This window comes from Acidovorax sp. WCS2018Noco2-16 (assembly GCF_031843945.1).
Lineage (GTDB): Bacteria > Pseudomonadota > Gammaproteobacteria > Burkholderiales > Burkholderiaceae_C > Paracidovorax.
Window position 1 is genome coordinate 642,577 of the sequence record NZ_JAVTJJ010000002.1, and the last position, 22,663, is coordinate 665,239.

Here is a 22,663-nt window from a genome sequence, read left to right on the forward strand (position 1 = left end):
ATCAAGACAACCTGACCACCCACACCTTGCCGACTGCCAAGCCGCACTCACGCCGGCGGACGATGTCGGCGCTATCGGCCGCAGCCATGGCTTTGGCGCTGGCCAGCGGCCCCGCACTGGCGCAGAGCTGGCCTACCAAGCCGGTGCGCATCGTCGTGCCCTTTGCGCCCGGTGGCACCACCGACATCCTCGCGCGTTCGGTCGCACCCGAACTCTCCAAAGCCTTCGGCCAGCAGTTCATCGTGGACAACCGGGGCGGTGCGGGCGGCAACATCGGCGCAGAGCTGGTCGCCAAGTCGCCCGCCGACGGCTACACGTTGCTGATGGGCACCGTGGGCACGCACGGCATCAACCGGGCGCTGTATGCCAAGCTGCCGTACGACCCCATCAAGGACTTCACGCCCATCACCCTGGTGGCGGCGGTGCCCAACGTGATGGAGATGAATGCGGAAAAAGCCAAGGCGCTGGGCATCGCCAACGTGCAGGACTTCATCCGCTATGCCAAGGCGAACCCTGGCAAGCTGAACATGGCGTCCAGCGGCAACGGCACGTCGATTCACCTGGCTGGAGAGCTGTTCAAGAGCATGACCGGCACCTACATGCTGCATATGCCGTATCGCGGCTCCGGCCCGGCGCTGCTGGACATGATGGGCGGCAACATGGACGTGATGTTTGACAACCTGCCGTCTTCGATGGCGCAGATCAAAGGCGGCAAGCTCGTGGCGCTGGCGGTGACCAGCGCCGAGCGCTCTTCCGCGCTGCCGGACGTGCCCACGGTGGAAGAAGCGGGCGGCCCTTCGCTCAAGGGGTTCGAAGCCAGCTCGTGGTTCGGGCTGCTGGCGCCCGCCGGCACGCCGGCCGACATCGTGATGCGCATTCAGCAGGAAACGGCCAAGGCCCTCGCATCGCCCGCCGTGAAGGAACGGCTGCTGGCGCAGGGCGCCCTGCCCGGCGGCAACTCGCCCGCCCAATTCACGCAACACATTGAGGCGGAACACCGCAAGTGGGCTGCCGTAGTGAAGGCATCAGGCGCCAAGGTGGACTGAACCCGCCCCACCCGGGCGCTGAGGTCACCAGGTGACGTCGGCGTCCTCAGAGGCACTGCGGCGCAGCATGTCCATGAGCGGCGCGGCGCGCTGGCGCAGCTGCACGGTGTTGGCGCGATCGGCGCCATCGGCTTCTTCGTCATCGGCGGCTCCATCGGCACCGGCAGGCTTGCCCCGGCTTTCATCGGCAGCCACGGCGGCCTCCAGCGCCTGCAGGGCGGCGGGAATCTGCGCCACGGTGACGATGCCATGCGGGTCGGGCGACTTGCCGATGATCTGCAGCAGCTGCCGGCCGTTGACCTCCAGCATGATCACGTCGGCGGTGGCACGGGATTTGAACTTGTAGAGCATGTGGAAATGCACGTCCTGGCGACGGCGTGAGGGGCTGAAGCCTCGAATATAGAGACTCCAGAGCCACCCGCCAGTCGGACTGCGCCGCGACTGCCATGCCAGTATTTTTGGCGATCAGCGCTGGGGTCTGCGCAATGCGGTGACTCCTTCTCGCGCCGGCTATGGCCTAATAGCGCGTTTTTCATTTTTCCAATTTTTCTCTGCAGGAGCAGCCATCATGGGCAACAAGATCGTTACCGAAGCCGACCGCAAGCGCACCCCGCGTCCTCAACCCCTGCCCGGCGTAAGCCTGCCCACGCATGGCCGTGGCCAGCGCGTGAGCCTGGAGCGCGGCGTGGCAACGCGCAGCAAGAAGAACCCCGGCAAGCGCTCCAACAAGGGCGGCTAAGCCAGCTTGCTCTGGCGCCCGTCCCCCGGCGCACGCCAGCGCAGCACCCGAAGCCCTCTTTGCAGAGGGCTTTTTTGTGGGCGCAACCGGCATGTTGGCCCCCATGCGCCGCCACGCCCAGCAGCCTGCGACAAATGCTGACAGGATGCCGGCCCGTGCGGTTAATGCCGCACGTCACAATGCGCCCATCCACCGCCGCCCATTGGACCGCCCCATGCCTTCCACAGCCCCCGCCCCCTTGTCCGCTGATGATGCCGGAGCGCTGTATGCCGCCCTGCAGGCCGGGCCGCTGGCCGGCACGCCCGTGACCACGCTGCGCATCGGCGGCGCGCACACCACGCTGGCCAGCGGCAGCGGCCCGCAGGCGCGGGTGCTGCGCTCGCTGCCCATCGGTGCGCGGGCCACGGCTGCGGTGTGCTTTTCGCACCAGCCGCCCACAGGGGCCGAGCTGGAAGCCGCCATCGCGCTGGTGGAAGAAGCGGTGATGCCGGTGCGCCCGTTGCTGGCCGATCAATCCGCGCTTTTCACGGCCGACTCGGGCATTCGCCAGGTCGCCATCGCCGCGGGCCTGCAGGCCCAACCTGAAATGCAGCTGACGCTGGACGCCGTGGAGCGCACCTTCGAGCGCCTGGTGGCCGTGTCGCTGGGCCAGCCGGCCACGCACGGCAACCTGCCGGGCGATGCCGCATTCGCCGCCACGCTGCTGATCCTGCGCGAAACCATGCAGCACCTGGGCTTCGCAACCATCGTGATCCGATCCGACGCGGTGGTGTAGCCGCCCGCAGGCAGCAGCAGCGCAAATCGCCGCCAAGGCTTCTTCGCTACGCCACCGGCACCGCAAAGGCCGCCCGCGCATCCAGCGCCGCCTGCCGCGTGTGGCAACCCTCGAAGTGGTCGTTGACCAGCCCCATGGCCTGCATGAAGGCGTACATGGTGGTCGGGCCGACGAAGCTCCAGCCGCGCTTTTTGAGGTCTTTGGACAACGCAATGGACGCGGCGGACGTGGTCATCGCGCGCACGGCATCCACCGTCATGCGGGCCGGCCGGCCGGCAGTGGCGGCGGGCTCGAAGCTCCACACGTAGCGCGCCAGCGTGCCGAATTCGCGGCGCAACTCCAGCACCCGCTGCGCATTGTTGATCGTCGACTCGATCTTGCCGCGATGCCGCACGATGCCGGCGTCGGCCAGCAGCCGCTGCACGTCGGCGGGGCCGAAGCGCGCCACCTGCTCGGCGTCGAAATGTGCAAACCCAGCGCGAAAGGCTTCGCGCTTGTTCAGGATGGTGATCCAGCTCAGGCCCGCCTGAAAGCCTTCCAGGCACAGCTTCTCGAACAGCCGGCGGTCGTCCGATACGGGAAAGCCCCATTCATGGTCGTGGTAGTGGCGGTACAGCGGCGTGGCGCGGCACCAGCCGCAGCGCGGGCAGCCGTCGGCAGCGGTGAAGAGGCCGGTGGCGGCATCGACGGGCGGTGGCAGCGGCTCGGCGGTGGCAGCGGACTGGGGGAGCGAAGACTTGGCGGGCATGGCGTGATTCTCGCGCGGCACGCAGGCCGGGCGGCCACTTTCGCTATCCTTCGGGGTTGCGTTTTTCCTGCTCTTTGGCCCTGACCATTCTGCGCCCCGCACCCTTGTCCTTCCCCACCACGCTCTCATTTCGCACCGCCTTGCGCCCGGCGCTCTTTTTCGCCTGCGCGCTGTTGCTGACGGGCTGCGCGGGCACGGGGCAGTCGCTCGCGTACTACTGGCAGTCGGTGCGTGGCCACTTGCAGATGATGGGCGCGGCCGAGCCCATTGGCGACTGGGTGGACCGGCCCACCACCAGCGCTGCGCTGCGCGACCGGCTGGTGCTCGCCCAGCAAGCGCGCAGCTTCGCGGTCACCGAGCTGGGCCTGCCCGACAACGCCAGCTACCGCCGCTACGCCGACCTGGGCCGGCGCGCCGCCGTGTGGAACGTGGTGGCCGCGGGGCCGTATTCGCTCACGCTGCATACGTGGTGCTTTCCAGTCACCGGCTGCATCGGCTACCGGGGCTACTTCGACGAGGCCGACGCACGGGCCGAGGCCGCACGCCTGGCAGCGGGCGGGCTGGAGACCAGCGTCTACGGCGTGCCCGCCTATTCCACGCTGGGCTACATGAACTGGGCTGGCGGCGACCCGCTGCTCAACACCTTCATCGCCTGGCCCGAAGGCGACTTCGTGCGCCTCTTGTTCCACGAACTGGCCCACCAGGTGGTCTACGTGCAGGGCGACACGCGCTTCAACGAATCGTTCGCCACCGCCGTCGAACGCCTGGGCGTGGAGCGCTGGCTGAGCGAGCGCGCCACGCCCCAGGCCCGTGCCGACTTCTCGGCCAGCGAAGCGCGCCGCAGCGCATTCCGCGCACTCACCCGCGACGCGCGTGCCCGCCTGGCCGAGGTTTATGCATCAAAAGTGCCTGCAGCGCTTGATGGTCAAGCGCAAGCAGCTATGAAAAACATAGCGATGCAGCAGTTTCGCGATGAATACGCCGCGTTGCGCACCCGGTGGCTGGCCGCCGGCGCCACGGCACAACAACTCAGCGGGTTGGACCAGTGGGTACAGACCGCCAATAACGCCAGCTTTGGCGCGCAGGCGGCCTACGACGACCTGGTGCCTGCCTTCACCGCGCTGTTCGAACGCGAGGGCCGCGACTGGCCCCGCTTTTATGCCGCAGTGCGTGTGCTGGCCGCCCAGCCTCAGGGCGAGCGCGACGCCGCCTTGCGCGCCCTGCAGCCTGCCGACGCCCCCACCACCACAAGCACCACCACCGCGACCACGGAGACCTCGATTGCCTGACATCCACATCCACCGCCCCCACGCACTGGGCCTGCCCGAAGCGCGCCGCATCGCCGGCCTCTGGGCGCAGAAGGCGCAAGCCAAGTTCGACATGGAATGCACCTACACGGAAGCTGCAGCGCCAGCAGCAGACAGCGCCACGGCGGCGGCCGACACGCTGCACTTTCGCCGCCCCGGCATCGAAGGCACGCTGCAGGTCCTGGGCGACCGGTTCGAGTTGCAGGCGGAACTCGGCTTTCTGTTTGCAGCGTTCAAGGAGCGCATCAAGGACGAGATCGAAGGCCAATTCGACAAGCTGCTGGCCGCACGGGCGGCCTGAAACGGCCTGAAGCCGCCGAAAGGCAAGGCCGCAGAACGAAAAAACCCGCGCGCCCTGTGTGGGCGGCGGGGCTCGGACTCCGATGAAATCAGCGTCTGATCAACTCATCAGCTCAGCTCAACGACTCGATCAGATCGATGTACTGCTGGCGCGCGGCATCGCCCTCGGTGCCCTTGAGCTTTTCCCACGCGTCCCACTTGGCGCGGCCCACCACGTCGGAAAAGCTGGGTTTCTTCTCGCTGTTGTCGCCCACCGTGGCCTGCTTGTACAGCGCGTAGATCTTCAACAGCGTGGGGTTGTCGGGGCGTTCGCTCAGGTTCTTGGACTGGGCCACGGAGGCTTCGAACGCTGCATTCAGGTCAGACATAGAAAACGGGTCTCCGCAAAGTGGGGGTCGAAAAACAAGGATCTTAAAACCGCCTGGATCGGCCCGGCGTTGCGCAGGCGACCACAGGGCTCAGAAAAGTCGTTGCAAGAGCGGGCTTTTTTCAAAAGCTCTCCCAGTCGGCCTCTGGCTGGGTGCGTGCGGCGGGCTGCGCGGCGGGGCGGGAGACCAGCGCCAGCGACGGCTTGTGCGCGGCAGCCGGCGCATGCGCACTGCGGGCCGCTGCCGTCGCCACCGGGGCGCGCACAGCGGAACCGCGGGCCGATGACGAAGCGGCAGGCGGCGCACCACGCGAAGCCGGCGCCGCAGCAGCCGATGCCTGCACCGCGCGCAGGCCATGCGCCGCGGCCGGCGCCGCCACACCTTCTTCATCGCCCAGGCGGAACACGGCGGTGGCGCGCACCAATTCGCGCGCCTGGGCGCTCAGGCTGCTGGCGGCGGCGGCCATTTCCTCGACCAGGGCGGCGTTCTGCTGCGTGGCCTGGTCGACATGCACGATGGCCTCGCTGATCTGGTCCACGCCCGCGCTCTGCTCGGCGCTGGCGGCGCTGATCTCGCCCATCAGGTCGGTCGCGCGGCGGATGGAGGCCACCACCTCGTCCATCGTGCGACCGGCCTTGTCCACCAGCTCGCTGCCGCGCTCCACGCGCTGCACGCTGTCGTGGATGAGCTGCTTGATCTCCTTGGCCGCATCGGCGCTGCGCTGGGCCAGGCTGCGCACTTCCGACGCCACCACGGCGAAGCCCCGGCCCTGCTCGCCCGCACGCGCGGCTTCGACCGCGGCGTTCAGCGCGAGGATGTTGGTCTGGAAGGCAATGCCGTCGATCACGCCGATGATCTCGCCAATGCGGTTGCTGCTGTCCTGAATGCCGCGCATGGTCTGCACCACCTCGGCCACCACCACGCCGCCCTCTTCGGCCACCGTCGATGCGGTACGGGCCAACTCGTTGGCGCGGCGGGCGCTGTCGGCGTTCTGGCGCACGGTGGAGCCCAGCTCTTCCATCGAGGCTGCTGTCTGCTGCAGCGCCGAGGCCTGGCGTTCGGTGCGTGCCGACAGATCGTGGTTGCCCGCGTCGATCTCGCTGCTGGCTCCCGACACGCCGTGCGCGCTGCTGCGCACCGTGCGCACCACTTGCGCCAGCTGCCCGCTCATGGTGGACATGGCCGCCATGATGCTGCCGGTGTCGCCCTGGCGCAGCGGAATGCGCGCGGCCAGGTCGCCGCCCGCCACCGCGTCGGCCGCGTGGCGCAGCTGCGCGGGATCGCCGCCCAGCTGCCGCACCACCGAGCGCAGGTACAGGCCCAGACCCACCAGGCAGGCGGCCAGCACCACCATGGCGCTCAGGGTCAACGCGCGGTCGGTGCCGGCCAGCTCCTTGACCTCGTTGATGCGCTCGGAAAGACGCTCGCCCTGCCGGTCTTTCTCGGCGCCCAGCGGGGCCAGCAGGCGGTTGCGCGCGGGAATGGTCTGGTCCACCAGATAGGCGAAGGCGTCTTCCTTGCGGCCTTCGCGGATGAGCTGAATGTTGCGCTCGCCGGTCGTCCAGAACTCCTGCATCAGCACGGGCAGCGGTGCGTAGGCCCGCCGGCCGTCGTCGGAGATCATGCCGTCACCGAATTCCTGCAGCGTGTGCTGCAGCAGTTGCCGCTTCTCGCCGATGTCGGCCAGCGTGGCATCCAGCTCTTGCGGAGTGCGCGACAAAATGGCGTGGCGAACCTGTAGCGATACACGGGTGACGTTCAGTTCCATGGCCGCGATGCGCTGCAGCTGCGGCACGTTGTAGGAGCGCACCAGCTCCGCATCAGAGATGAGCCGGCCCATCATGAGCCAGATGGATGCCGCCATCGCCGCCAGCAGCAGCAAGAGAGCCAGGTTGATTGTGTTGAGGCGGCGCGCAAGCGTCGCACGGGGCAGAACATGGTTCATAAATTCCCTCTCCTGGACACCTCTTGTGGATCCGTCCTACACCGCTGCCATGGCCACGCGTGTAGTGCAGCTGGCCGTAAATACCGCCTGAACCATTGTTGGTGGTGCCGCTGCAAAAAGCCATCCCTCCTAGAGGCGGGGCGTGCCACAGGATGGAAAGTGCCACCTTACCCATGACACTCCGGACGCAAAAAAGGGGCGGTGGCGCCATGCGCCACCGCCCCGATGCTGTCGCAGATGCGACGGCCCTACGACTTGAATCAGGCCGTGCGGGCCGCGAGCCAGCCCTGGGCCAGCTGCACCCAATAGGTGGCACCCAGAGGAATCAGGTCATCGTTGAAGTCGTAGCTGGGGTTGTGCAGCGTGCATGGCCCGCCACCATGGCCCATGGCGCGGTGGTCGCCATCGCCGTTGGCAATGAAGCAATAGGCGCCGGGCTTGGCCTGCAGCATGAAGGCAAAGTCTTCGGCGCCCATGGTGGGCTCTTGCGGCACCACGTTGGCCTCGCCCACGATGCCCTGCATCACCTTGCGCGCAAACTCGGCCTCGGCTGGCGAATTCACCGTGGGCGGGTAGTTGCGCACGAACTCGAACTCGCAGGTGGCTTCATGCGCGGCGCAGGTGTGCTCGGCCACCTGCTTCATGCGGCGCTCGATCATGTCCAGCACCTCGATGGAGAAGGTGCGCACCGTGCCCTGCAGCTCGCAACTGTCGGGCACCACGTTGGTGGCCTCGCCGGTGTGGATCATCGTGACCGAGATCACGCCCGCATCGACCGGCTTCTTGTTGCGGCTGATGATGTTCTGGAACGCCTGCACCATCAGGCAGGCCACCGGCACGGGGTCGGTGCCCATGTGCGGCATGGCAGCATGGCTGCCCTTGCCGCGGATGACGATCTTGAATTCGTTGCTCGACGCCATCACCGGGCCGGGGCTCACGGCGAACTGGCCGGCCTTCATACCGGGCCAGTTGTGCATGCCGAACACGGCCTGCATCGGGAACTGCTCGAACAGGCCGTCCTTGATCATCTCGCGCGCGCCGCCGCCGCCCTCTTCCGCCGGCTGGAAGATCAGGTAGACAGTGCCGTCGAAGTCGCGGTGCTTGGCAAAGTGCTGCGCCGCCGCCAGCAGCATGGCCGTGTGGCCATCGTGGCCGCAGGCGTGCATCTTGCCGGCATGCTTGCTGGCGTGTTCGAAGGTGTTGAACTCGGTGATCGGCAGCGCGTCGATGTCCGCGCGCAGGCCGATGCCGTGGCCCGAGGCCCCGCCGTCGCGCCCGTGCACGATGCCTACGACGCCGGTGGTGCCCATGCCGCGGTGGATGGGAATGCCCCATTCGGTGAGCTTGGCCGCTACCAGATCGGCGGTGCGCACCTCTTCATAACAAAGTTCAGGATGGGCGTGGATGTCGCGCCGCAGCGCCGCAATGGAGGCGGCCTCAGTAACGATGGAGTCGATGACTTTCATGGGTGACGGGTTCCTTGGCTTGAGACTTGAAGTCTAGGCCCGGGGCGCACTGCGCGCCATGCGGGGTTATTCGGACCCGGAACCCTCAGCAGGAATCACGCCAGTGATCACCCCGCCGCGGAGCGGCGGCACAGGTCAGACGCGCACTCGGCCGTCGCCGGTCAGCATCGACATCTCGACGAAGCGCGAACCCGCATGGCTGTTGGCTCCATAGGCCAGCGCAAAGCCCGACACGCCCTGCGGGCCGATGCCTTCGAGCGCGTTGATGAGCGCATCGCGCGTGGGCCGGTCCCCCGCGCGGCGCAGCCCCTCGCCGAAGACGCGCGCGGCCAGGTAGCCTTCCATGCTGGAGTAGTTGGCCTGCACCTTGCCATCCTTCTTCAGGGCTTCCTGGAATTCGCGCGTGATCTGCTTGGTGGTCTGGAAGGGCGAAGGCATGACCTGCGACACCACCACGCCCGCGCCGTCCTTGCCCAGCGCATCGGCCAGCGCCTGGGTGCCGACGAACGACAGGTTGTAGAACGTGCCGCCGTAACCGGCCTTGCGGGCAGCACGAATGAAGGCCGCCGCCGCCGCATAGGTGCACACCATGACTATGGCCTCTGGCTTGGCGGCCACCAAGGTCTTCACGGCAGCGTCCACGTCGACCGAATTGCGCTCCACCGTGGCCAGCGCGACGGGCGTGAGCTGCTGCTCGGTCAGCGCGCGCGTCATGCCGTCCAGCCCGGCCTTGCCGTAGGCATCGTTCTGGTGCAGCACCGCGATCTTGCGCAGATGCAGATTGGTCAGCTGGCGGGCGATCAAGGCGGTTTCGTCGTTGTAGGACGCGCGCACATGGAACACCAGCCGGTTGAAAGGCTGGCGCAGCGATTCGGCGCCGGTGAGCGGCGCGAAGAACGGCAGCTTGGCTTGCGTGGCCAGCGGCAGCGCGGCCAGGCTGGTGGCCGTGCCCAGGTAGCCAAACAGCGCAAACACGTCGTCGGCGATGAACTTGCGGGTGTTGGCGGCGCAGCGCTCGGGCTCGTAGCCGTCGTCCAGCGTGCGCAGCTCAATCGGCCGGCGGCCGGACTGGGCGTTGTACTGGTCGAAATACAGCTTGGCGCCCAGCTGGAACTGCGTGCCCAGTTGTGCCGCAGGGCCCGACAACGCGGCCGACTGGCCCAGCACCAGGGGCGCGTCGCCCTGTGCCCGAACGGAGGTGAAACCGGCCAGCGCCGCAGCGCCTAAGCCGACGGAAAACTGCCTGCGACCCCAAAGCGGTTTTTGCTTCATGGTGAAATGCCCTGATCCCGATTGATTGAATGGATGGTGTCCATGGTCGGCCGTTGGCTCGACTGGCGACACCCTCCTCTCGCCGGGCGAGTGTAACGAACGTTAACAAGAACCCAGATTCCCTCACACCATGACTGCGACGCCCGCCGCCACCCCCGCCGCATCGGCCCCTGCATCCGCTCTGCACCAGGTGCGCGGCGCCTGCCCGCACGACTGCCCCGATACCTGCGCGCTGATCACCACCGTCGACAACGGCGTCGCCGTGCGGGTGCAGGGCAACCCGGCCCATGCGCACACCGAGGGCGTGCTGTGCGCCAAGGTGTCCAAATATGCAGAGCGCACCAACCATGCAGAGCGCCTGCTGACGCCCCTGAAGCGCACCGGCCCCAAGGGCCCGGGCGGGCGGTTCGAGCCCGTGGGCTGGGACGAGGCGCTGGACGACATCGCGCAGCGCCTGGGCGCCATCGCCGCCCGCGCGCCCGAGGCCATCCTGCCCTACAGCTACGCCGGCACCATGGGCCTGGTGCAGGGCGAAAGCATGGACCGCCGCTTTTTCAACCGCCTGGGCGCCTCGCAACTGGGGCGCACCATTTGCGCGGCCGCTGGCGGCGAGGGCCTGACGCAGACGCTGGGCGGCAAGGTGGGCATGAAGGTGGAGTGGTTCGCCGAATCGAAGCTGATCCTGATCTGGGGCAGCAACTCCATCGGCAGCAACCTGCACTTCTGGCGCTACGCCCAGCAGGCCAAGCGCGACGGCGCGCGGCTGGTGTGCATCGACCCGCGCAAGACCGAGACGGCCGACAAGTGCCATGAGCACCTGCAGCTGCTGCCCGGCACCGACGCGGCGCTGGCGCTGGCACTGATGCACGAGCTGATTGCCCACGACTGGCTGGACCACGACTACATCGCGCGCCACACGGTGGGCTGGGAGGGCCTGCGCGAGCGCGCCCTGCAATGGCCGCCCGAGCGCGCCGCGCAAGTGTGCGGCCTGCCCGTGGAGCAGATCCGCCAGCTGGCGCGCGACTACGGCACCACGCGCCCCGCCGCCATTCGCCTGAACTACGGCATGCAGCGCGTGCGCGGCGGCGGCAACGCCACCCGCGCGGTCGCCTGCCTGCCGGCGCTGGTGGGCGCCTGGCGCCACCGGGCGGGCGGGCTGCTGATGTCGAGCTCGGGCCAGTTTCCGGTGCAGCGCGCGGCGCTGCAGCGCCCCGATCTGGTGCCCGGCGGCCGCGCACCGCGCACGGTGAACATGTCCACCATCGGCGACGACCTGCTGCGGCCCGCATCGGCCGAGTTCGGCCCGCGCATCGACGCGCTGATCGTCTACAACAGCAACCCCGTGGCGGTGGCGCCCGATTCGGGCAAGGTGGTGCAGGGCTTCGCGCGGGACGACCTCTTCACCGTGGTGCTGGAGCACTTCCAGACCGACACCGCCGACTACGCCGACTACGTGCTGCCCGCCACCACGCAGCTGGAACACTGGGACGTGCACGTGGCCTACGGCCATACCGACGTGCTGCTGAACCGCCCGGCGGTCGCACCGATGGGCCAGGCACTGTCCAACACGCAGATCTTTCGCGACCTGGCCGCGCGCATGGGTTTTGCCGATGCCTGCTTTGCCGACACCGACGAAGACCTGTGCCGGCAGGCCTACGGCAGCCATGTGGACTTCCAGCAGCTACTGGACCAGGGCTTCGCCACTCTGGCGGTGCCCGATGCGCCCTACGCGGAGGGCGGCTTTCCCACCCCGTCGGGCCGCTGCGAGTTCTACAGCGAGCGCCTGGCCGCGCAGGGGCTCGACCCATTGCCCGACCACCTTCCCAACCGCGAAACGCCGGGCAGCTCGGCCGCCTACCCGCTGGCGATGATCTCGCCGCCGGCGCGCAACTTTCTCAATTCCACCTTCGTGAACGTGACCAGCCTGCGCAATATCGAAACCCGCCCAGTACTGGAGATCCACCCCGACGACGCCGCCCCGCGCGGCATTGCCGACGGCAGCCTGGTGCGCGTGTTCAACGACCGGGGCAGCTACGAATGCCATGCCACCGTCAGCCTGCGCGCGCGCCCTGGCGTGGTCAACGGCCTGGGCATCTGGTGGCGCAAATTCGGCGCGAACGGCACCAACGTGAACGAGCTGACCAGCCAGGCGCTGACCGACCTGGGTGCCGCGCCCACGTTCTATGACTGCGTGGTGCAGGTCGAAGCCAGAGCCGACGCCAACGCCTGACAGCTGCTGCCCAGCGAGCGCCATGCGCTCGCCAGTCCGCGCCCGTGCCGCCTTGGCGCAAGGCGCTTTTTTTTTGCATCGAACCCTCTTGAAAAGGTGCTGGCGGCTGCTAATTCAGTCACCGGAAGCGCCGCAGACGACTCCGGCCTTCCGCAGTTGTCAACCATCGATTCAAGGAGGTTTTCGCCATGTACCGATCTCTGTTCCCGCGCGACGTGTTCGCCGAGATGGATCGCCTGCAACGCGAGATGCAGCAGGCCTTCGATCTGTCGCCCACCATTCGCGGCGTGGCCCGCAACGGCTTTCCCGCCATCAACATCGGCGGCACGCCCCAGACCGTCGAGATCTATGTGTTCGCCCCGGGCGTGGACCCGGCCACGCTCGAAGTACAGCTCGAGCGCGGCCTGCTGACCATTGCCGGTGAGCGCAAGAGCCCGCTGGCCGACGCCGACGCCAAGGCCACGGCGCACATCAACGAGCGCTTTGACGGGCGCTTCCGCCGCGCGCTGACGCTGCCCGACGACGCCGACCCGGATGCCGTGGACGCCCAGTTGCGCGACGGCGTGCTGCACATCACCGTGCAGCGGCGCGCGTCCGCGCAGCCCCGGCGCATCGCCATCCACTGACCCGCTTGCCTTCGCAGCAAAGGAATCAATCCACCCATCAGAAAGGGACCTCACCATGCCCAACGACGTACAGACTTCCAGCCCATCCACGACCGACTCCCGCAGCGGGGACCGCCGCACGCCCGCCAGGCAGCCAGACGGCGCGCGCTACAGCGATGCGGCGCTCACGCCCCCGGTCGACGTGGTCGAGGATGCCGGCGGCATCACGCTCTACGCCGACCTGCCCGGCGTGGGCCGCGAGCAGCTGAACCTGCAAGTGGAATCGGACACCTTGACCATCGAGGCCGAGTCGGCCCTGCAGGTGCCCGAGGCGCTGGCATCGACCCACACCGAAGTGGGCCTGGGACGCTTTCGCCGCGTGTTCACGCTCAGCAAGGAGTTGGATACCGAACGGGTCTCGGCCGAGCTGTCGCAAGGGGTGCTGAAGCTGCGCATTCCCAAGGCCCAGCACGCCCAGCCGCGGCGCATCGACGTGCAGGTGGCGTGACTGCCCGGAGGCGTTCGCGCCGATTCGCTATATTATTGATAGCTATCAGCGCTTGCTAGTCAAGCGCTAGAGGCCGATTTGACCTCAAACCGGAGGCTGCACCCGGAAACCAGTCCGGGCGCAGCCGACGTGTTGACAGGTTCACAGCGCCAGGTAGTGATGCACCACCGGCCGCTGATCGCCCCGGTGGAAGCGCAGCGCCTCGGCCTGCAGGTCGGCATCTGCCTTGGACACGCGGGCATGCTGGCGCAGATGCTCCGCCCACGACTCGACCAGGAACCATTCGATCACCCGGCCGGGCTCGCCGGTGTGCTCGGCCACGCCCCAGGCGTAGGCGCCGTCGCGGCGGCGCTCCTTGGCCACGCCCTGCATGGCCTGCAGGAAGGCGGGCACGTCTTCCCGCTCGATGCGGTATTCGATCTGGATCATGACCGGGCCCCGGTCGTGTGCCACCGGTTCGGCCAGCAGCGGCTCGGGCCAGTGGTTGGACGGCTGCAGGTCGGCCTCGCCCGCCGGCAGCTTCACGCGATGAAAGATGAACGCGACCACCACCAGGCCCGCCGCGCCCATCAGCAGCGTGGCGGGCAGGCCGGCCTGGCCCGCGATGAGGCCCCAGCCCAGGCTGCCCGCCGCCATGGCGCCGTTGAACACCATCAGGTAGATGGCCAGGCCCCGGCCGCGCACCCAGTTGGGCAGCACGGCCTGGGCCACGCCGTTGAGCGTGGTCAGCGCGATGATCCAGCCCAGGCCCAGCACCATCATCAGCGCGACGGCAGCCCACTGGGGCGGCGCCATGGTCAGCACGCCCATGACGGAGGCAGTGATCAGCGAGGCCAGCAGCACCAGGCCGTCGGTATCGAAGCGCTTGCGCAGGCGCGGCAGCAGCACCGCGCCCAGGATGGCGCCGGCGCCCACGGCACCGAGCATCACGCCGTAAAAGCCCGCCGTGCCGCCCAGCATGCGGCGAGCCACCAGCGGCAGCAGCGCCCAGACAGCGCTGGCAAAGAGAAAGAACACCGCCGCGCGGAGCAGCACCACGTGCAGCTCGCGGCTGGCGCGGGCATAGCGCAGACCGGCCCGGAAGGCGCCGAAGAACTGCTCGTTCAGGCCCGAGGCTTCAGCCTTCGGGCGCTTCCACCAGATCAGCGCGGCGATGACGAACACGTAGCTCATCACATCAAGGCCGTAGGCGGCCGACGCCCCGAAGCTGGCCAGCAGCAGGCCGCCGGCGGCGGGGCCGATGGCACGGGCGATGTTGATGCCCAGCGAGTTGAGCGCGACGGCGCTTTTCAGCTCGCTGCGCGGCACCAGCTCGGGCACGATGGACTGCCAGGTCGGGCCCATCAGCGCAGCGCCGATGCCGCCGACGAACGTCAGGGCCACGAGGTATTCCACGGTGAGGGTGTTGGTTTGCGCCAGCACCAGCAACGTTCCGCTGACGGCGCCCAGCAGCACCTGCACGCCGATCAGGAAGCGCCGGCGGTCCAGGATGTCCGACAGCACGCCGGCGGGAATGGCCAGCAGGAAGATGGGCAGCGTGGCCGCCGTCTGGATCAGCGCGACGGCTGTGGGGCTGGACGACAGCTCCGTCACCATCCAGGCGCTGGCCACGTCGCGCATGAAGCTGCCGATGTTGCCCAACACCGTGGCGGCCCACAGCACGGCGAAGACGGGAATGGCGAGCGGCGCGAAGCTGCCCGATGTTTGGGTAGCGGCGTTGGTTTTGCTATCCGGCACGGTGGCCTCCCAGGTCGTGCCAGGCGACGAGCAACATGCCGCCCACCAGGCCCCAATGTTCAAAGAATGCGTTGGCCGAGCGTTGGCGCTCGGTCGGTGTGGCGGACCAGAAACGGTCGGCGAGAAAAGCGGCGATCACGGTGAAGCCCGCCAGGGCCAGCGCGCCTGCCCAGCGGTACCAGCCCGACACGATGAGCGCCGAGGCGCCCAGTTGCAGCGCAATGGTGGCCGCGGCCACGGGAGCGGCAGGTGCCAGGCCGAAGTGCCGCATCTCGGCCACCGCGCCGCGGAAGTCGCGGGCCTTGTCCCAGCCGCCTTGCAGGTATGCCGCACACAGGCACAGCAGGGCCAGCGAGTGCACCCAGGGCGCGGTGGCAGCGGTGCGCAGTGCGTCCACGGTCACACCGCCCAGCAGGCGCAACCCAATGCGCCCCAGAAGCCCTTGAGGTCAGACACGGGCAGCTGGCTGCTCCAGGCCGTGGCATGCGCGTGGCCGTGCATGTTGCAGCTGCTGGCGCAGCCGCACTGGGCTGCCGCGTTGCGCATCACAGCCTGCAACGGCGCGCCCTGCTCGCCCCAGTTGCCATAGCCGCCGAAGGTGCGCACGGGCGACCAGTCAGGCATGGCCAGCGGCGGGACGGATTCGTCGTAGTCGGCAAAGTCACCCACGCCGTAGACCACCTTGCCGCCCACCACCGTCAGCAGGGACGAGGCGTCGGCGATGTCCGATTCAGGGCAGGTGAAGAAGTCGCGGTCGGGCACGGTCAGGTCGGCCAGCTGGCCCACTTCGATGCGGCCCTTCTTGCCTTGTTCGTTGCTGAACCAGGTGACGTTCTCCGTCCACATGCGCAGGGCCTGGTCGCGTGTCAGGCAGTTGCGTTGCGGCGTGAGCTGCAGGCCGCCCACCGTCTTGCCGGTGATCAGCCACGACAGCGACACCCAGGGGTTGTAGCTGGCGACGCGGGTGGCGTCGGTGCCGGCGGACACGTTGACGCCCTTTTCCAACATGCGCTTGACGGGGGGCGTGGCCTCGGCCGCAGCGGCGCCGTAGCGCTCCACGAAGTATTCGCCCTGGTAGGCCATGCGGTGCTGCACGGCCACGCCGCCGCCGAGGGCGGCAATGCGGTCGATGGACTTTTCCGAAATGGTCTCGGCGTGGTCGAAGAACCAGTTCAGGCCGGCCAGGGGCGTGTCTTCATTGACCTTTTCGAACACGTTCAGCGCGCGGTCGATGGTCTCGTCGTAAGTGGCGTGCATGCGCCAAGGCCAACGGTTCTGCACCAGGATGCGCACCACCTCTTCCAGCTCGCCTTCCATGCCGGGCGCCAGCTCGGGCTGCGGCTGGCGAAAGTCTTCGAAGTCGGCGGCAGAGAACACCAGCATCTCGCCCGCGCCGTTGTGGCGGAAGTAATCGGTGCCCTGCTTGTATTGCGAGGTGGACGTCCAGCGCAGAAAGTCGTCCTTCTCTTCCTTGGGCTTTTGCGTGAACAGGTTGTAGGCCAGGCGAATGGTGAGCTGGTCGGCATCGGCCAGCTCCTGAATGACGTCGTAGTCCTGCGGATAGTTCTGCATGCCGCCGCCCGCGTCGATGGCGCCGGTGACGCCCAGGCGGTTGAGTTCGCGCATGAAGTGGCGCGTGGAATTGACCTGGTAGTCGCGCGGCAGCTTCGGGCCCTTGGCCAGCGTGGCGTAGAGGATGGCCGCGTTGGGCTTGGCCAGCAGCAGCCCCGTGGGGTTGCCGGCGCTGTCGCGCACGATCTCGCCGCCGGGTGGCGACGGTGCGTCCTTGGTGTAGCCCACGGCGCGCAGGGCAGCGCCGTTGAGCAGCGCGCGGTCGTACAGATGCAGGATGAACACGGGCGTATCGGGCGCCACGGCGTTCAGCTCGGCCAGCGTGGGCAGGCGCTTTTCCACGAACTGGTGCTCGGTGAACCCGCCCACCACGCGCACCCACTGCGGCGCGGGCGTCACCGCCACCTGGCGTTTGAGCATCGCCATGGCATCGGCCAGGCTCTTCACGCCGTCCCAGCGCAGCTCCATGTTGAAGTTCAGCCCGCCGCGAATGATGTGCAGGTGGTTGTCGATCAGCCCCGGCAGCACGCTGCGACCGCCCAGGTCGATGACCCGCGTGCCCGCACCCGCCAGCGCCATCACTTCGCGGTCGTCACCCACTTTGGTGAAACGCCCTGCGGCGATGGCCACGGCGCTGGCCGTGGGGTTGGCGCGGTTCAGCGTGGTGAAGCGCCCATTGCGCAGGATGAGGTCGGGAGTGGCGGCGGGTGGGGTCATGGTGTTCGGGCCTTCAAGATTTCAGCGATGGCAGAGCGCAAAAAGCGGGCATGGGCTGCGCGGCAGTCCGTGCGCCTGTCATTAACCTTCGTGGGCGTTGAACATCGTTTTTGCGTAGGTGATGCCCAGGCCGTAGCCGCCGCCGAACTTCTTGGCGATGCCGGTCGTCATGTCGTAGGTGTCGCCACGGGCCCAGTCGCGCTGCATTTCCAGCAGGTACTGCAAAGCGGTGATGGGCTGGGCGCCGGCCTGCACCATGCGGTCCATGGCGCGGTTGTGCGCTTCGTTCGAGATGTCGCCACACGCATCGGCAATCACGTACACCTCAAAGCCCTGGTCGATGGCCGAGAGGGCCGGGCCGACGATGCACACGCTGGTCCACAGGCCCGCCAGCACGATGCGGGGCTTGCCGATCTCATTCACGCGCTTGATGACGGCTTCGTCTTCCCAGGTGTTCATCGACGTGCGGTCCAGCAAGGTCAGGCCGGGGAACGGTGCGGTCACTTCTTCAAACATCGGGCCGCTGAAGCTCTTTTCTGCCACGGTGGTCAGAATGGTCGAGGCGCCGAAGCCAGCCGCCGCCGATGCCACCAGCGCAGCGTTGGAACGCAGTTGGACCGGGTCGATGGAGTGCGTGGCAAAGGCCATCTGCGACTGGAAGTCGATCATGATCAACGTGTGATCGTGCGGATTCAGCAGCTTGGCACCGGGTTGGGCGACGGCGACGGGACGGGCGGTGGATGCGTTGGCGTTGGTCATGGAAAGCTCCTGAAAAGTGAAAGAAAAAAGAGAAACAGGCAAAACCGACAGGGTGAAACCTGTTGAAAAGGCGGTGGGGCCGGGCGGGGTTCGGCCCCGCCGTCGCCTCAATGGGGCATCGTGGGCAGCTCGTTGGGGCGCAGGTCGAACACCAGCACCTCGGCGGCGTCGCCGTTGGCGAAGTGCAGATCGCCAGCGTTGCGGATGCGGGCACCGTCGCCTTCTGCCAGCCGCTCGCCGTTCAATTCGACGCTGCCGCGGGCCACATGCACATAGACGTTGCGGTCAGCGCCCACCGTCAGGTCAGCCGACTCATCACCGTTGAACAGGCCGGCATAGACCCGGGCGTCCTGGTGCACCGCCAGCGATCCATCGATGCCTTCCGGCGAGATGATCTGGCGCAGCCGGCCGCGCTTGTCGGCTTCGGTGAAGTGCACCTGCTGGTATCGGGGCGCTGCACCGATCTTGTTCGGCACGATCCAGATCTGCAGAAAGTGCACGGGCTCGTCGGCCGAGTGGTTGAACTCGCTGTGCTGCACGCCGCTGCCAGCGCTCATCATCTGCACGTCGCCGGGGCGGATCACCGAGCCGGTGCCCATCGAATCCTTGTGTTCCAGCGCGCCTTCCAGCACGTACGAGAAGATTTCCATGTCGCGGTGGGCATGGGTGCCGAAGCCCTTGGACGGCGTCACGCGGTCGTCGTTGATGACCAGCAGGTCGGAGAAGCCTTGCTGCTTCGCGTCGCGGTATTGGCCGAACGAAAACGTGTGGCGCGATTGCAGCCAGCCGTGGTTGGCGTTGCCGCGGTGTTGGGCTTTGCGGATGTCGAGCATGGTGTCAGTCCTTTCTTCATTCGATGAAATTCACACTGCGGCTTGGGGGCCTGCTGCCTCGATTTCTCTGGGCTTTCAGTGCTGCGATGAATGAAGTATCTGGCGCCATGACCCGCGTCAGGTTGAAACGTTTGGGTCTCAATCATCGATAATTTCGATGATGTAAATCAAGGCTTCATCAAGGCCCTTAACCATGCTGAAACTCACCCTGGACGCCATCGAACTCGTTGATGCCATCGCCCGCCACGGCTCGTTCGCGGGCGCTTCGGAGCGGCTGCACAAGGTGCCCTCCACCATTTCGTATGCGGTGGGCAAGCTAGAAGAGCAGCTGGGCTTTGCGCTCTTCACCCGCAACGGCCCGCGCGTGACCCTCACGCCCGCCGGGCAGGAAATGATCAAGGAAGGCCGCTGGCTGCTGGCCGCCGCGCGGCAGCTGGAATCGCGCATGCGGCAGGTGGCCACCGGCTTCGAATCGGAGGTGCGGCTGATGCACGACTCGCTGATTCCCACCGAGGCCTTCAATCAGGACATCTGCGCGTTCGAAGATCTGAACTGCGGCACGCGCCTGCGCATCACCAGCGAGGCCCTGACCGGCACCTGGGAGGCCCTGCGCGAAGGCCGCGCCGACATCGTGGTGGCCGCAGGCGAAGGCCCGGCCGGCGGTGGCTACAAGGCGGTCGCCGTGGGCAGCCTGGCATTCGCGTTCTGCGTCACCGCTACGCACCCGCTGGCCCTGCTGCGCCGGCCGCTGGCGCGCAGCGACCTGCTGGAGCACACCGCCATCGTGGTGGGCGACGGCGCCCGGTCGCTGACCGACCGCACCGTGGGCCTGCTCTCAGGCCAGCGCCGCATCACCGTGCCCACCATGCGCGCAAAGATCGCCGCGCAGTCCGCCGGCCTGGGCCACGGCTTCGTGCCGCGCGCCTGTGTGGGGGTGGAGCTGGAAACGGGCGTGCTGGTCGAGCTGCAAGTGGATGAGCCCCGCCCCGACGAAACCTTCTGGCTGGCCTGGCGGCCCGAGCACATGGGCGAGGCACTGAAGTGGTGGCGCCAGCGGCTGGACCGGCCGCTGCTGCCGGGGATATTGCCGTATTGACGTCAACGGGTCTGGCTGCGATGAGTACGGAACAGCATCGGGGCTTTGCAGTATCTCCAGCCCCGAGTTCCGGATCTTCACGGCTCTGAACACAGTGAATTCACGCAGCGCCCAAAAGGGGGCGGGGTGAATAAGTTCTGATCAAGTGGGCGCACCCTGCTTGCGGCTTAATGAACCCGCAGCACCTCAAATTGCTGTCCGATGGGAGCGATCTGTAACGACACCTCGTCACCTTCGCATTTACCCAGCATGGCCTTGCCCAAAGGGGCTTCGCTGCTGATGACATGAACGAGCTGGGCTCCGCTGACCAGCTTCATGCTGCCCCCGTCCGGGCCGAGAAAAAGATGTTGCTGCTTGTCGTCGGAATCGACCAGGCAGACCAGCGCGCCTAGTTGTATGCCTTTGCTGGCGTCGTAGAGACGCGGGCGGAACTGGCGCCAATGGGTCATCGCCTGGCGGATGGCTTCGGCGCGGCGAGCTTGGCCGGTGGCCAGGTAGGCGGCCTCGAGTCCCAAGGTGTCGTACTTGTTTTCGGCGACGTTTTCTTCATGCGTCGCCGTTTCATGGGCCGCCTGCGCTGCCTGTTCGGCCTGCAGCAGGTCTTCGGCGAGCCGTTCCAGCACCTGCTGCTGCAGCAACAATTTATCCATGGTGAAAGGTTGGCATCTCGAACAAGCGGGGGTCAGCTCTTGATTATGAAGCGCTCCACCTGCCGTCGGCGCAGAGCAGACCTTTGCTTAGCCTCAACGAAAGTTGGCTTAGGGCTCGAGCGGACACCTACCCGGGCCGAGCCTTTGCCATCATGGAAGGCTCAAGTCCATGCCGAGATGCTTGGCAAGGGTGAACGTGAAGAACAGCACCACCAGAAGCGCCAGCATGAAGGCGGCACCCAGCTTGCCGATCTTCAGGAGCAGCGCGCGCTTGCTCACCCTCTTCTTATCCTGGTCGTAATGCCACTTGATGGCGAAGAACATGCACGTGCCGAACACGAGGACCTTGAACGCAATGAAGACTACGGGGATCCAATCGATCATCTTGAGAATTTCCGGACTGGTGACTTGACACGGTGCATGGTGAGCGGCACTACCTCCCTGATGAGAGAAGCAAGGACGAAGCCGCCGCTGTTCTGGGACATAGTACCTAGAAGCAATATCCATACATTCAGAGCCAACGCCTCCATTGAACGCCATGCAAGATGGCGACGCGCCCATCTGGTTGCCCCGATTGGCCGTGCAGGGCGGGCCGCGTTTTCTGCAGATCGCGGATGCATTGCAGGTGGCGGTGGCAGACGGATCCTTGACCCCGGGTGACCCGTCTTCCGCCTCAGCGCGTGTTGGCAACACAACTGGGCGTGGACCTCACCCCAATCACGCGCGCATACGAAGAAGCCAGGCGGCGCCACCTCCTGGCGTGCGCAAGGAAGCGCGCCTGCGCCACCGGATGGCGGGGACGTTCTGGCGGGGCGGTACAGCGGCGCTGGAGACGGCCTGCATGTGTGGCTCGAATACCGGGCTACTGGAGCGCCTCGCAGCTTGCGCATGCCACCCTCAGCGAAGGCATTGCAGTCATGCTGGCGGCGGCATTCGCCACTGGCAGCGGGTCCGTGAATGCCATTCGGATCTCGTTGGGCAGCATCGAGGACCGTGGACATTTGCAGGCAGGTCTTCGAAAGCTGTCTCATCTGCTTGCTCGGGGCCCCGAGCCTTTCGACGCTGCTGGGGTTTAGCTGTCCACGAAAGTCCGGGTCCTAACGGGGATGCGCCTCAACACGGTCTCACATATGCCTTCAGCGGCGACGTATTTCCGTAGGCAGGCGCGCATGCCGGGTTTGCTAATTTGATAGCTGCCAGCGCTTACCCATCAAGCGCTGGAGGCCGATTTCATTCAAAAACCGGTGGCATCACTTCAACAGCTGCAGCAGCGCCTTCGCCGCGGGCTCCGACGACGCGGGGTTCTGCCCCGTCACCAGTTGTCCGTCGGTCAGCACGAAGGGCGCCCAGTCGGCCCCCTTGGCGTACAGGCCGCCGTTCTGCTGGAGCATGTCTTCGACCAGGAAGGGCACGATCTTGGTCAACTGCACGCCCTCTTCCTCGGTGTTGGTGAAGCCGGTCACCTTGCGGCCCTTGACCAGCGGCTCGCCGCCGGGTGCCTTGGTGTGGCGCAGCACGCCGGGCGCGTGGCAGACCAGGGCCAGGGGCTTCTCTGCGGCAAAGGTCCTTTCGATGAGGGCGATGGAGGCCGCGTCTTCGGCCAGGTCCCACAGCGGGCCGTGACCGCCGGGGTAGAAGACGGCGTCGAAGTCTTCAGCGCTCACGCCGGCCAATTTGACGGTGGAGGCCAGTGCCTTTTGTGCGTCGGCGTCGGACTTGAAGCGGCGCGTGGCGTCGGTCTGGGCATCGGGCTCGTCGCTCTTGGGGTCCAGCGGCGGCTGGCCGCCCTGGGGGGATGCGAGGGTGATGTCTGCACCGGCGTCCTTGAAGACGTAGTACGGGGCGGCGAACTCTTCCAGCCAGAAGCCGGTTTTCTTGCCGGTGTCGCCGAGTTGGTCGTGCGAGGTCAGAACCATCAGGATGCGGGCCATGAGGAAATCGCTTTCTTAGAAATGGGGGTGAAAGGGGTGATCGGTGAACGAAAAACAGC

Annotated in this window: 23 protein-coding genes and 1 pseudogene; 10 read left to right on the forward strand and 14 right to left on the reverse strand. The window is 67.0% G+C overall.

The features are described 5' to 3' along the window. Positions 1-62 precede the first annotated feature (62 nt). Positions 63-1,046, forward strand: a complete 984-nt coding sequence (locus tag RQI28_RS08310) for a Bug family tripartite tricarboxylate transporter substrate binding protein (RefSeq protein WP_404976875.1) — start codon at positions 63-65, stop codon at positions 1,044-1,046. A 24-nt stretch (positions 1,047-1,070) separates the two neighbouring features. Here the strand turns inward: RQI28_RS08310 and RQI28_RS08315 are convergent, their stop codons facing one another. Further along, positions 1,071-1,397, reverse strand: coding sequence for a DUF1840 domain-containing protein (locus RQI28_RS08315; protein ID WP_311223029.1), 327 nt, complete (start codon positions 1,395-1,397; stop codon positions 1,071-1,073). Positions 1,398-1,614: 217 nt separating this feature from the next. Here RQI28_RS08315 and RQI28_RS08320 point away from each other — a divergent pair, with 217 nt between their 5' ends. Both RQI28_RS08320 and RQI28_RS08325 read left to right on the forward strand, forming a co-directional pair. Next, entirely contained in the window at positions 1,615-1,785 is a 171-nt protein-coding gene (locus RQI28_RS08320; RefSeq protein WP_311223028.1) for a hypothetical protein, read from the forward strand. A 214-nt stretch (positions 1,786-1,999) separates the two neighbouring features. Next, on the forward strand, positions 2,000-2,560 hold the full coding sequence (locus RQI28_RS08325; RefSeq protein WP_311223027.1) for a hypothetical protein: 561 nt from the start codon (positions 2,000-2,002) through the stop codon (positions 2,558-2,560). Between the two features lie 46 nt (positions 2,561-2,606). Here RQI28_RS08325 and RQI28_RS08330 read toward each other — a convergent pair whose 3' ends face one another. Next, complete coding sequence (locus RQI28_RS08330; protein ID WP_311223026.1) at positions 2,607-3,308, reverse strand: DNA-3-methyladenine glycosylase I; 702 nt, start codon at positions 3,306-3,308, stop codon at positions 2,607-2,609. A gap of 140 nt (positions 3,309-3,448) precedes the next feature. Here RQI28_RS08330 and RQI28_RS08335 point away from each other — a divergent pair, with 140 nt between their 5' ends. Both RQI28_RS08335 and RQI28_RS08340 read left to right on the forward strand, forming a co-directional pair. Further along, a complete protein-coding gene (locus RQI28_RS08335) occupies positions 3,449-4,597 on the forward strand; it encodes an aminopeptidase (protein WP_404976874.1) in 1,149 nt (382 codons plus the stop codon). Then, positions 4,590-4,916, forward strand: a complete 327-nt coding sequence (locus tag RQI28_RS08340) for a polyhydroxyalkanoic acid system family protein (RefSeq protein ID WP_311223025.1) — start codon at positions 4,590-4,592, stop codon at positions 4,914-4,916. Before RQI28_RS08335 ends, RQI28_RS08340 begins: the two co-directional genes overlap by 8 nt. A 112-nt stretch (positions 4,917-5,028) precedes the next feature. Here RQI28_RS08340 and RQI28_RS08345 read toward each other — a convergent pair whose 3' ends face one another. The 4 genes from RQI28_RS08345 to RQI28_RS08360 all read right to left on the reverse strand — a co-directional run bounded on the left by RQI28_RS08345 (position 5,029) and on the right by RQI28_RS08360 (position 9,966). After that, on the reverse strand, positions 5,029-5,283 hold the full coding sequence (locus RQI28_RS08345; protein WP_311223024.1) for an acyl-CoA-binding protein: 255 nt from the start codon (positions 5,281-5,283) through the stop codon (positions 5,029-5,031). 121 nt (positions 5,284-5,404) lie between these two features. Continuing rightward, entirely contained in the window at positions 5,405-7,228 is a 1,824-nt protein-coding gene (locus RQI28_RS08350; protein WP_311223023.1) for a methyl-accepting chemotaxis protein, read from the reverse strand. A gap of 260 nt (positions 7,229-7,488) precedes the next feature. After that, on the reverse strand, positions 7,489-8,694 hold the full coding sequence (locus RQI28_RS08355; RefSeq protein ID WP_311223022.1) for a M20 aminoacylase family protein: 1,206 nt from the start codon (positions 8,692-8,694) through the stop codon (positions 7,489-7,491). 135 nt (positions 8,695-8,829) lie between these two features. Further along, positions 8,830-9,966, reverse strand: a complete 1,137-nt coding sequence (locus RQI28_RS08360; protein WP_311223021.1) for an ABC transporter substrate-binding protein — start codon at positions 9,964-9,966, stop codon at positions 8,830-8,832. Positions 9,967-10,096: 130 nt separating this feature from the next. On the opposite strand from RQI28_RS08360, the gene RQI28_RS08365 reads away from it, so the two are divergent. The 3 genes from RQI28_RS08365 to RQI28_RS08375 all read left to right on the forward strand — a co-directional run bounded on the left by RQI28_RS08365 (position 10,097) and on the right by RQI28_RS08375 (position 13,309). Beyond that, positions 10,097-12,196, forward strand: a complete 2,100-nt coding sequence (locus RQI28_RS08365; RefSeq protein WP_311223020.1) for a molybdopterin oxidoreductase family protein — start codon at positions 10,097-10,099, stop codon at positions 12,194-12,196. 188 nt (positions 12,197-12,384) lie between these two features. Next, the gene (locus RQI28_RS08370) at positions 12,385-12,822 is read left to right on the forward strand and encodes an Hsp20/alpha crystallin family protein (protein WP_311223019.1); all 438 of its coding nucleotides are present in this window, start codon (positions 12,385-12,387) and stop codon (positions 12,820-12,822) included. Between the two features lie 55 nt (positions 12,823-12,877). Further along, the gene (locus RQI28_RS08375) at positions 12,878-13,309 is read left to right on the forward strand and encodes an Hsp20/alpha crystallin family protein (protein WP_311223018.1); all 432 of its coding nucleotides are present in this window, start codon (positions 12,878-12,880) and stop codon (positions 13,307-13,309) included. Between the two features lie 141 nt (positions 13,310-13,450). On the opposite strand, the gene RQI28_RS08380 is transcribed toward RQI28_RS08375, so the two are convergent. From RQI28_RS08380 to RQI28_RS08400, 5 genes are all read right to left on the reverse strand, one after another. Further along, positions 13,451-15,046, reverse strand: a complete 1,596-nt coding sequence (locus RQI28_RS08380; RefSeq protein WP_311223017.1) for an MFS transporter — start codon at positions 15,044-15,046, stop codon at positions 13,451-13,453. Then, positions 15,036-15,443 carry a DoxX family protein gene (locus RQI28_RS08385; RefSeq protein ID WP_311223121.1) on the reverse strand — a complete coding sequence of 136 codons (408 nt, stop codon included), beginning with the start codon at positions 15,441-15,443 and terminating at the stop codon, positions 15,036-15,038. The genes RQI28_RS08380 and RQI28_RS08385 overlap by 11 nt, the downstream gene beginning before the upstream one ends. 2 nt (positions 15,444-15,445) lie before the next feature. After that, positions 15,446-17,335, reverse strand: a complete 1,890-nt coding sequence (locus RQI28_RS08390) for an amidohydrolase (protein ID WP_311223016.1) — start codon at positions 17,333-17,335, stop codon at positions 15,446-15,448. Positions 17,336-17,416: 81 nt separating this feature from the next. Further along, entirely contained in the window at positions 17,417-18,094 is a 678-nt protein-coding gene (locus tag RQI28_RS08395; RefSeq protein WP_311223015.1) for an isochorismatase family protein, read from the reverse strand. A 107-nt stretch (positions 18,095-18,201) separates the two neighbouring features. After that, positions 18,202-18,927: a pirin family protein gene (locus tag RQI28_RS08400; RefSeq protein WP_311223014.1), complete on the reverse strand. Its 726-nt coding sequence runs from the start codon at positions 18,925-18,927 to the stop codon at positions 18,202-18,204. A gap of 193 nt (positions 18,928-19,120) precedes the next feature. Here RQI28_RS08400 and RQI28_RS08405 point away from each other — a divergent pair, with 193 nt between their 5' ends. Continuing rightward, positions 19,121-20,023 (forward strand): LysR family transcriptional regulator, encoded by a 903-nt coding sequence (locus tag RQI28_RS08405; RefSeq protein WP_311223013.1) that lies wholly within the window; start codon positions 19,121-19,123, stop codon positions 20,021-20,023. Between the two features lie 167 nt (positions 20,024-20,190). Here RQI28_RS08405 and RQI28_RS08410 read toward each other — a convergent pair whose 3' ends face one another. Together RQI28_RS08410 and RQI28_RS08415 are read right to left on the reverse strand one after the other, a co-directional pair. Further along, positions 20,191-20,673, reverse strand: a complete 483-nt coding sequence (locus RQI28_RS08410) for a GreA/GreB family elongation factor (protein WP_311223012.1) — start codon at positions 20,671-20,673, stop codon at positions 20,191-20,193. 150 nt (positions 20,674-20,823) lie between these two features. Continuing rightward, positions 20,824-21,057: a hypothetical protein gene (locus tag RQI28_RS08415; protein WP_311223011.1), complete on the reverse strand. Its 234-nt coding sequence runs from the start codon at positions 21,055-21,057 to the stop codon at positions 20,824-20,826. A gap of 373 nt (positions 21,058-21,430) precedes the next feature. Here RQI28_RS08415 and RQI28_RS08420 point away from each other — a divergent pair. Further along, positions 21,431-21,749, forward strand: a pseudogene (locus RQI28_RS08420) (PLP-dependent aminotransferase family protein); the annotation flags it as partial. A gap of 174 nt (positions 21,750-21,923) precedes the next feature. Here the strand turns inward: RQI28_RS08420 and RQI28_RS08425 are convergent. Next, positions 21,924-22,604: a type 1 glutamine amidotransferase domain-containing protein gene (locus RQI28_RS08425; protein WP_311223010.1), complete on the reverse strand. Its 681-nt coding sequence runs from the start codon at positions 22,602-22,604 to the stop codon at positions 21,924-21,926. Positions 22,605-22,663: the final 59 nt, after the last annotated feature.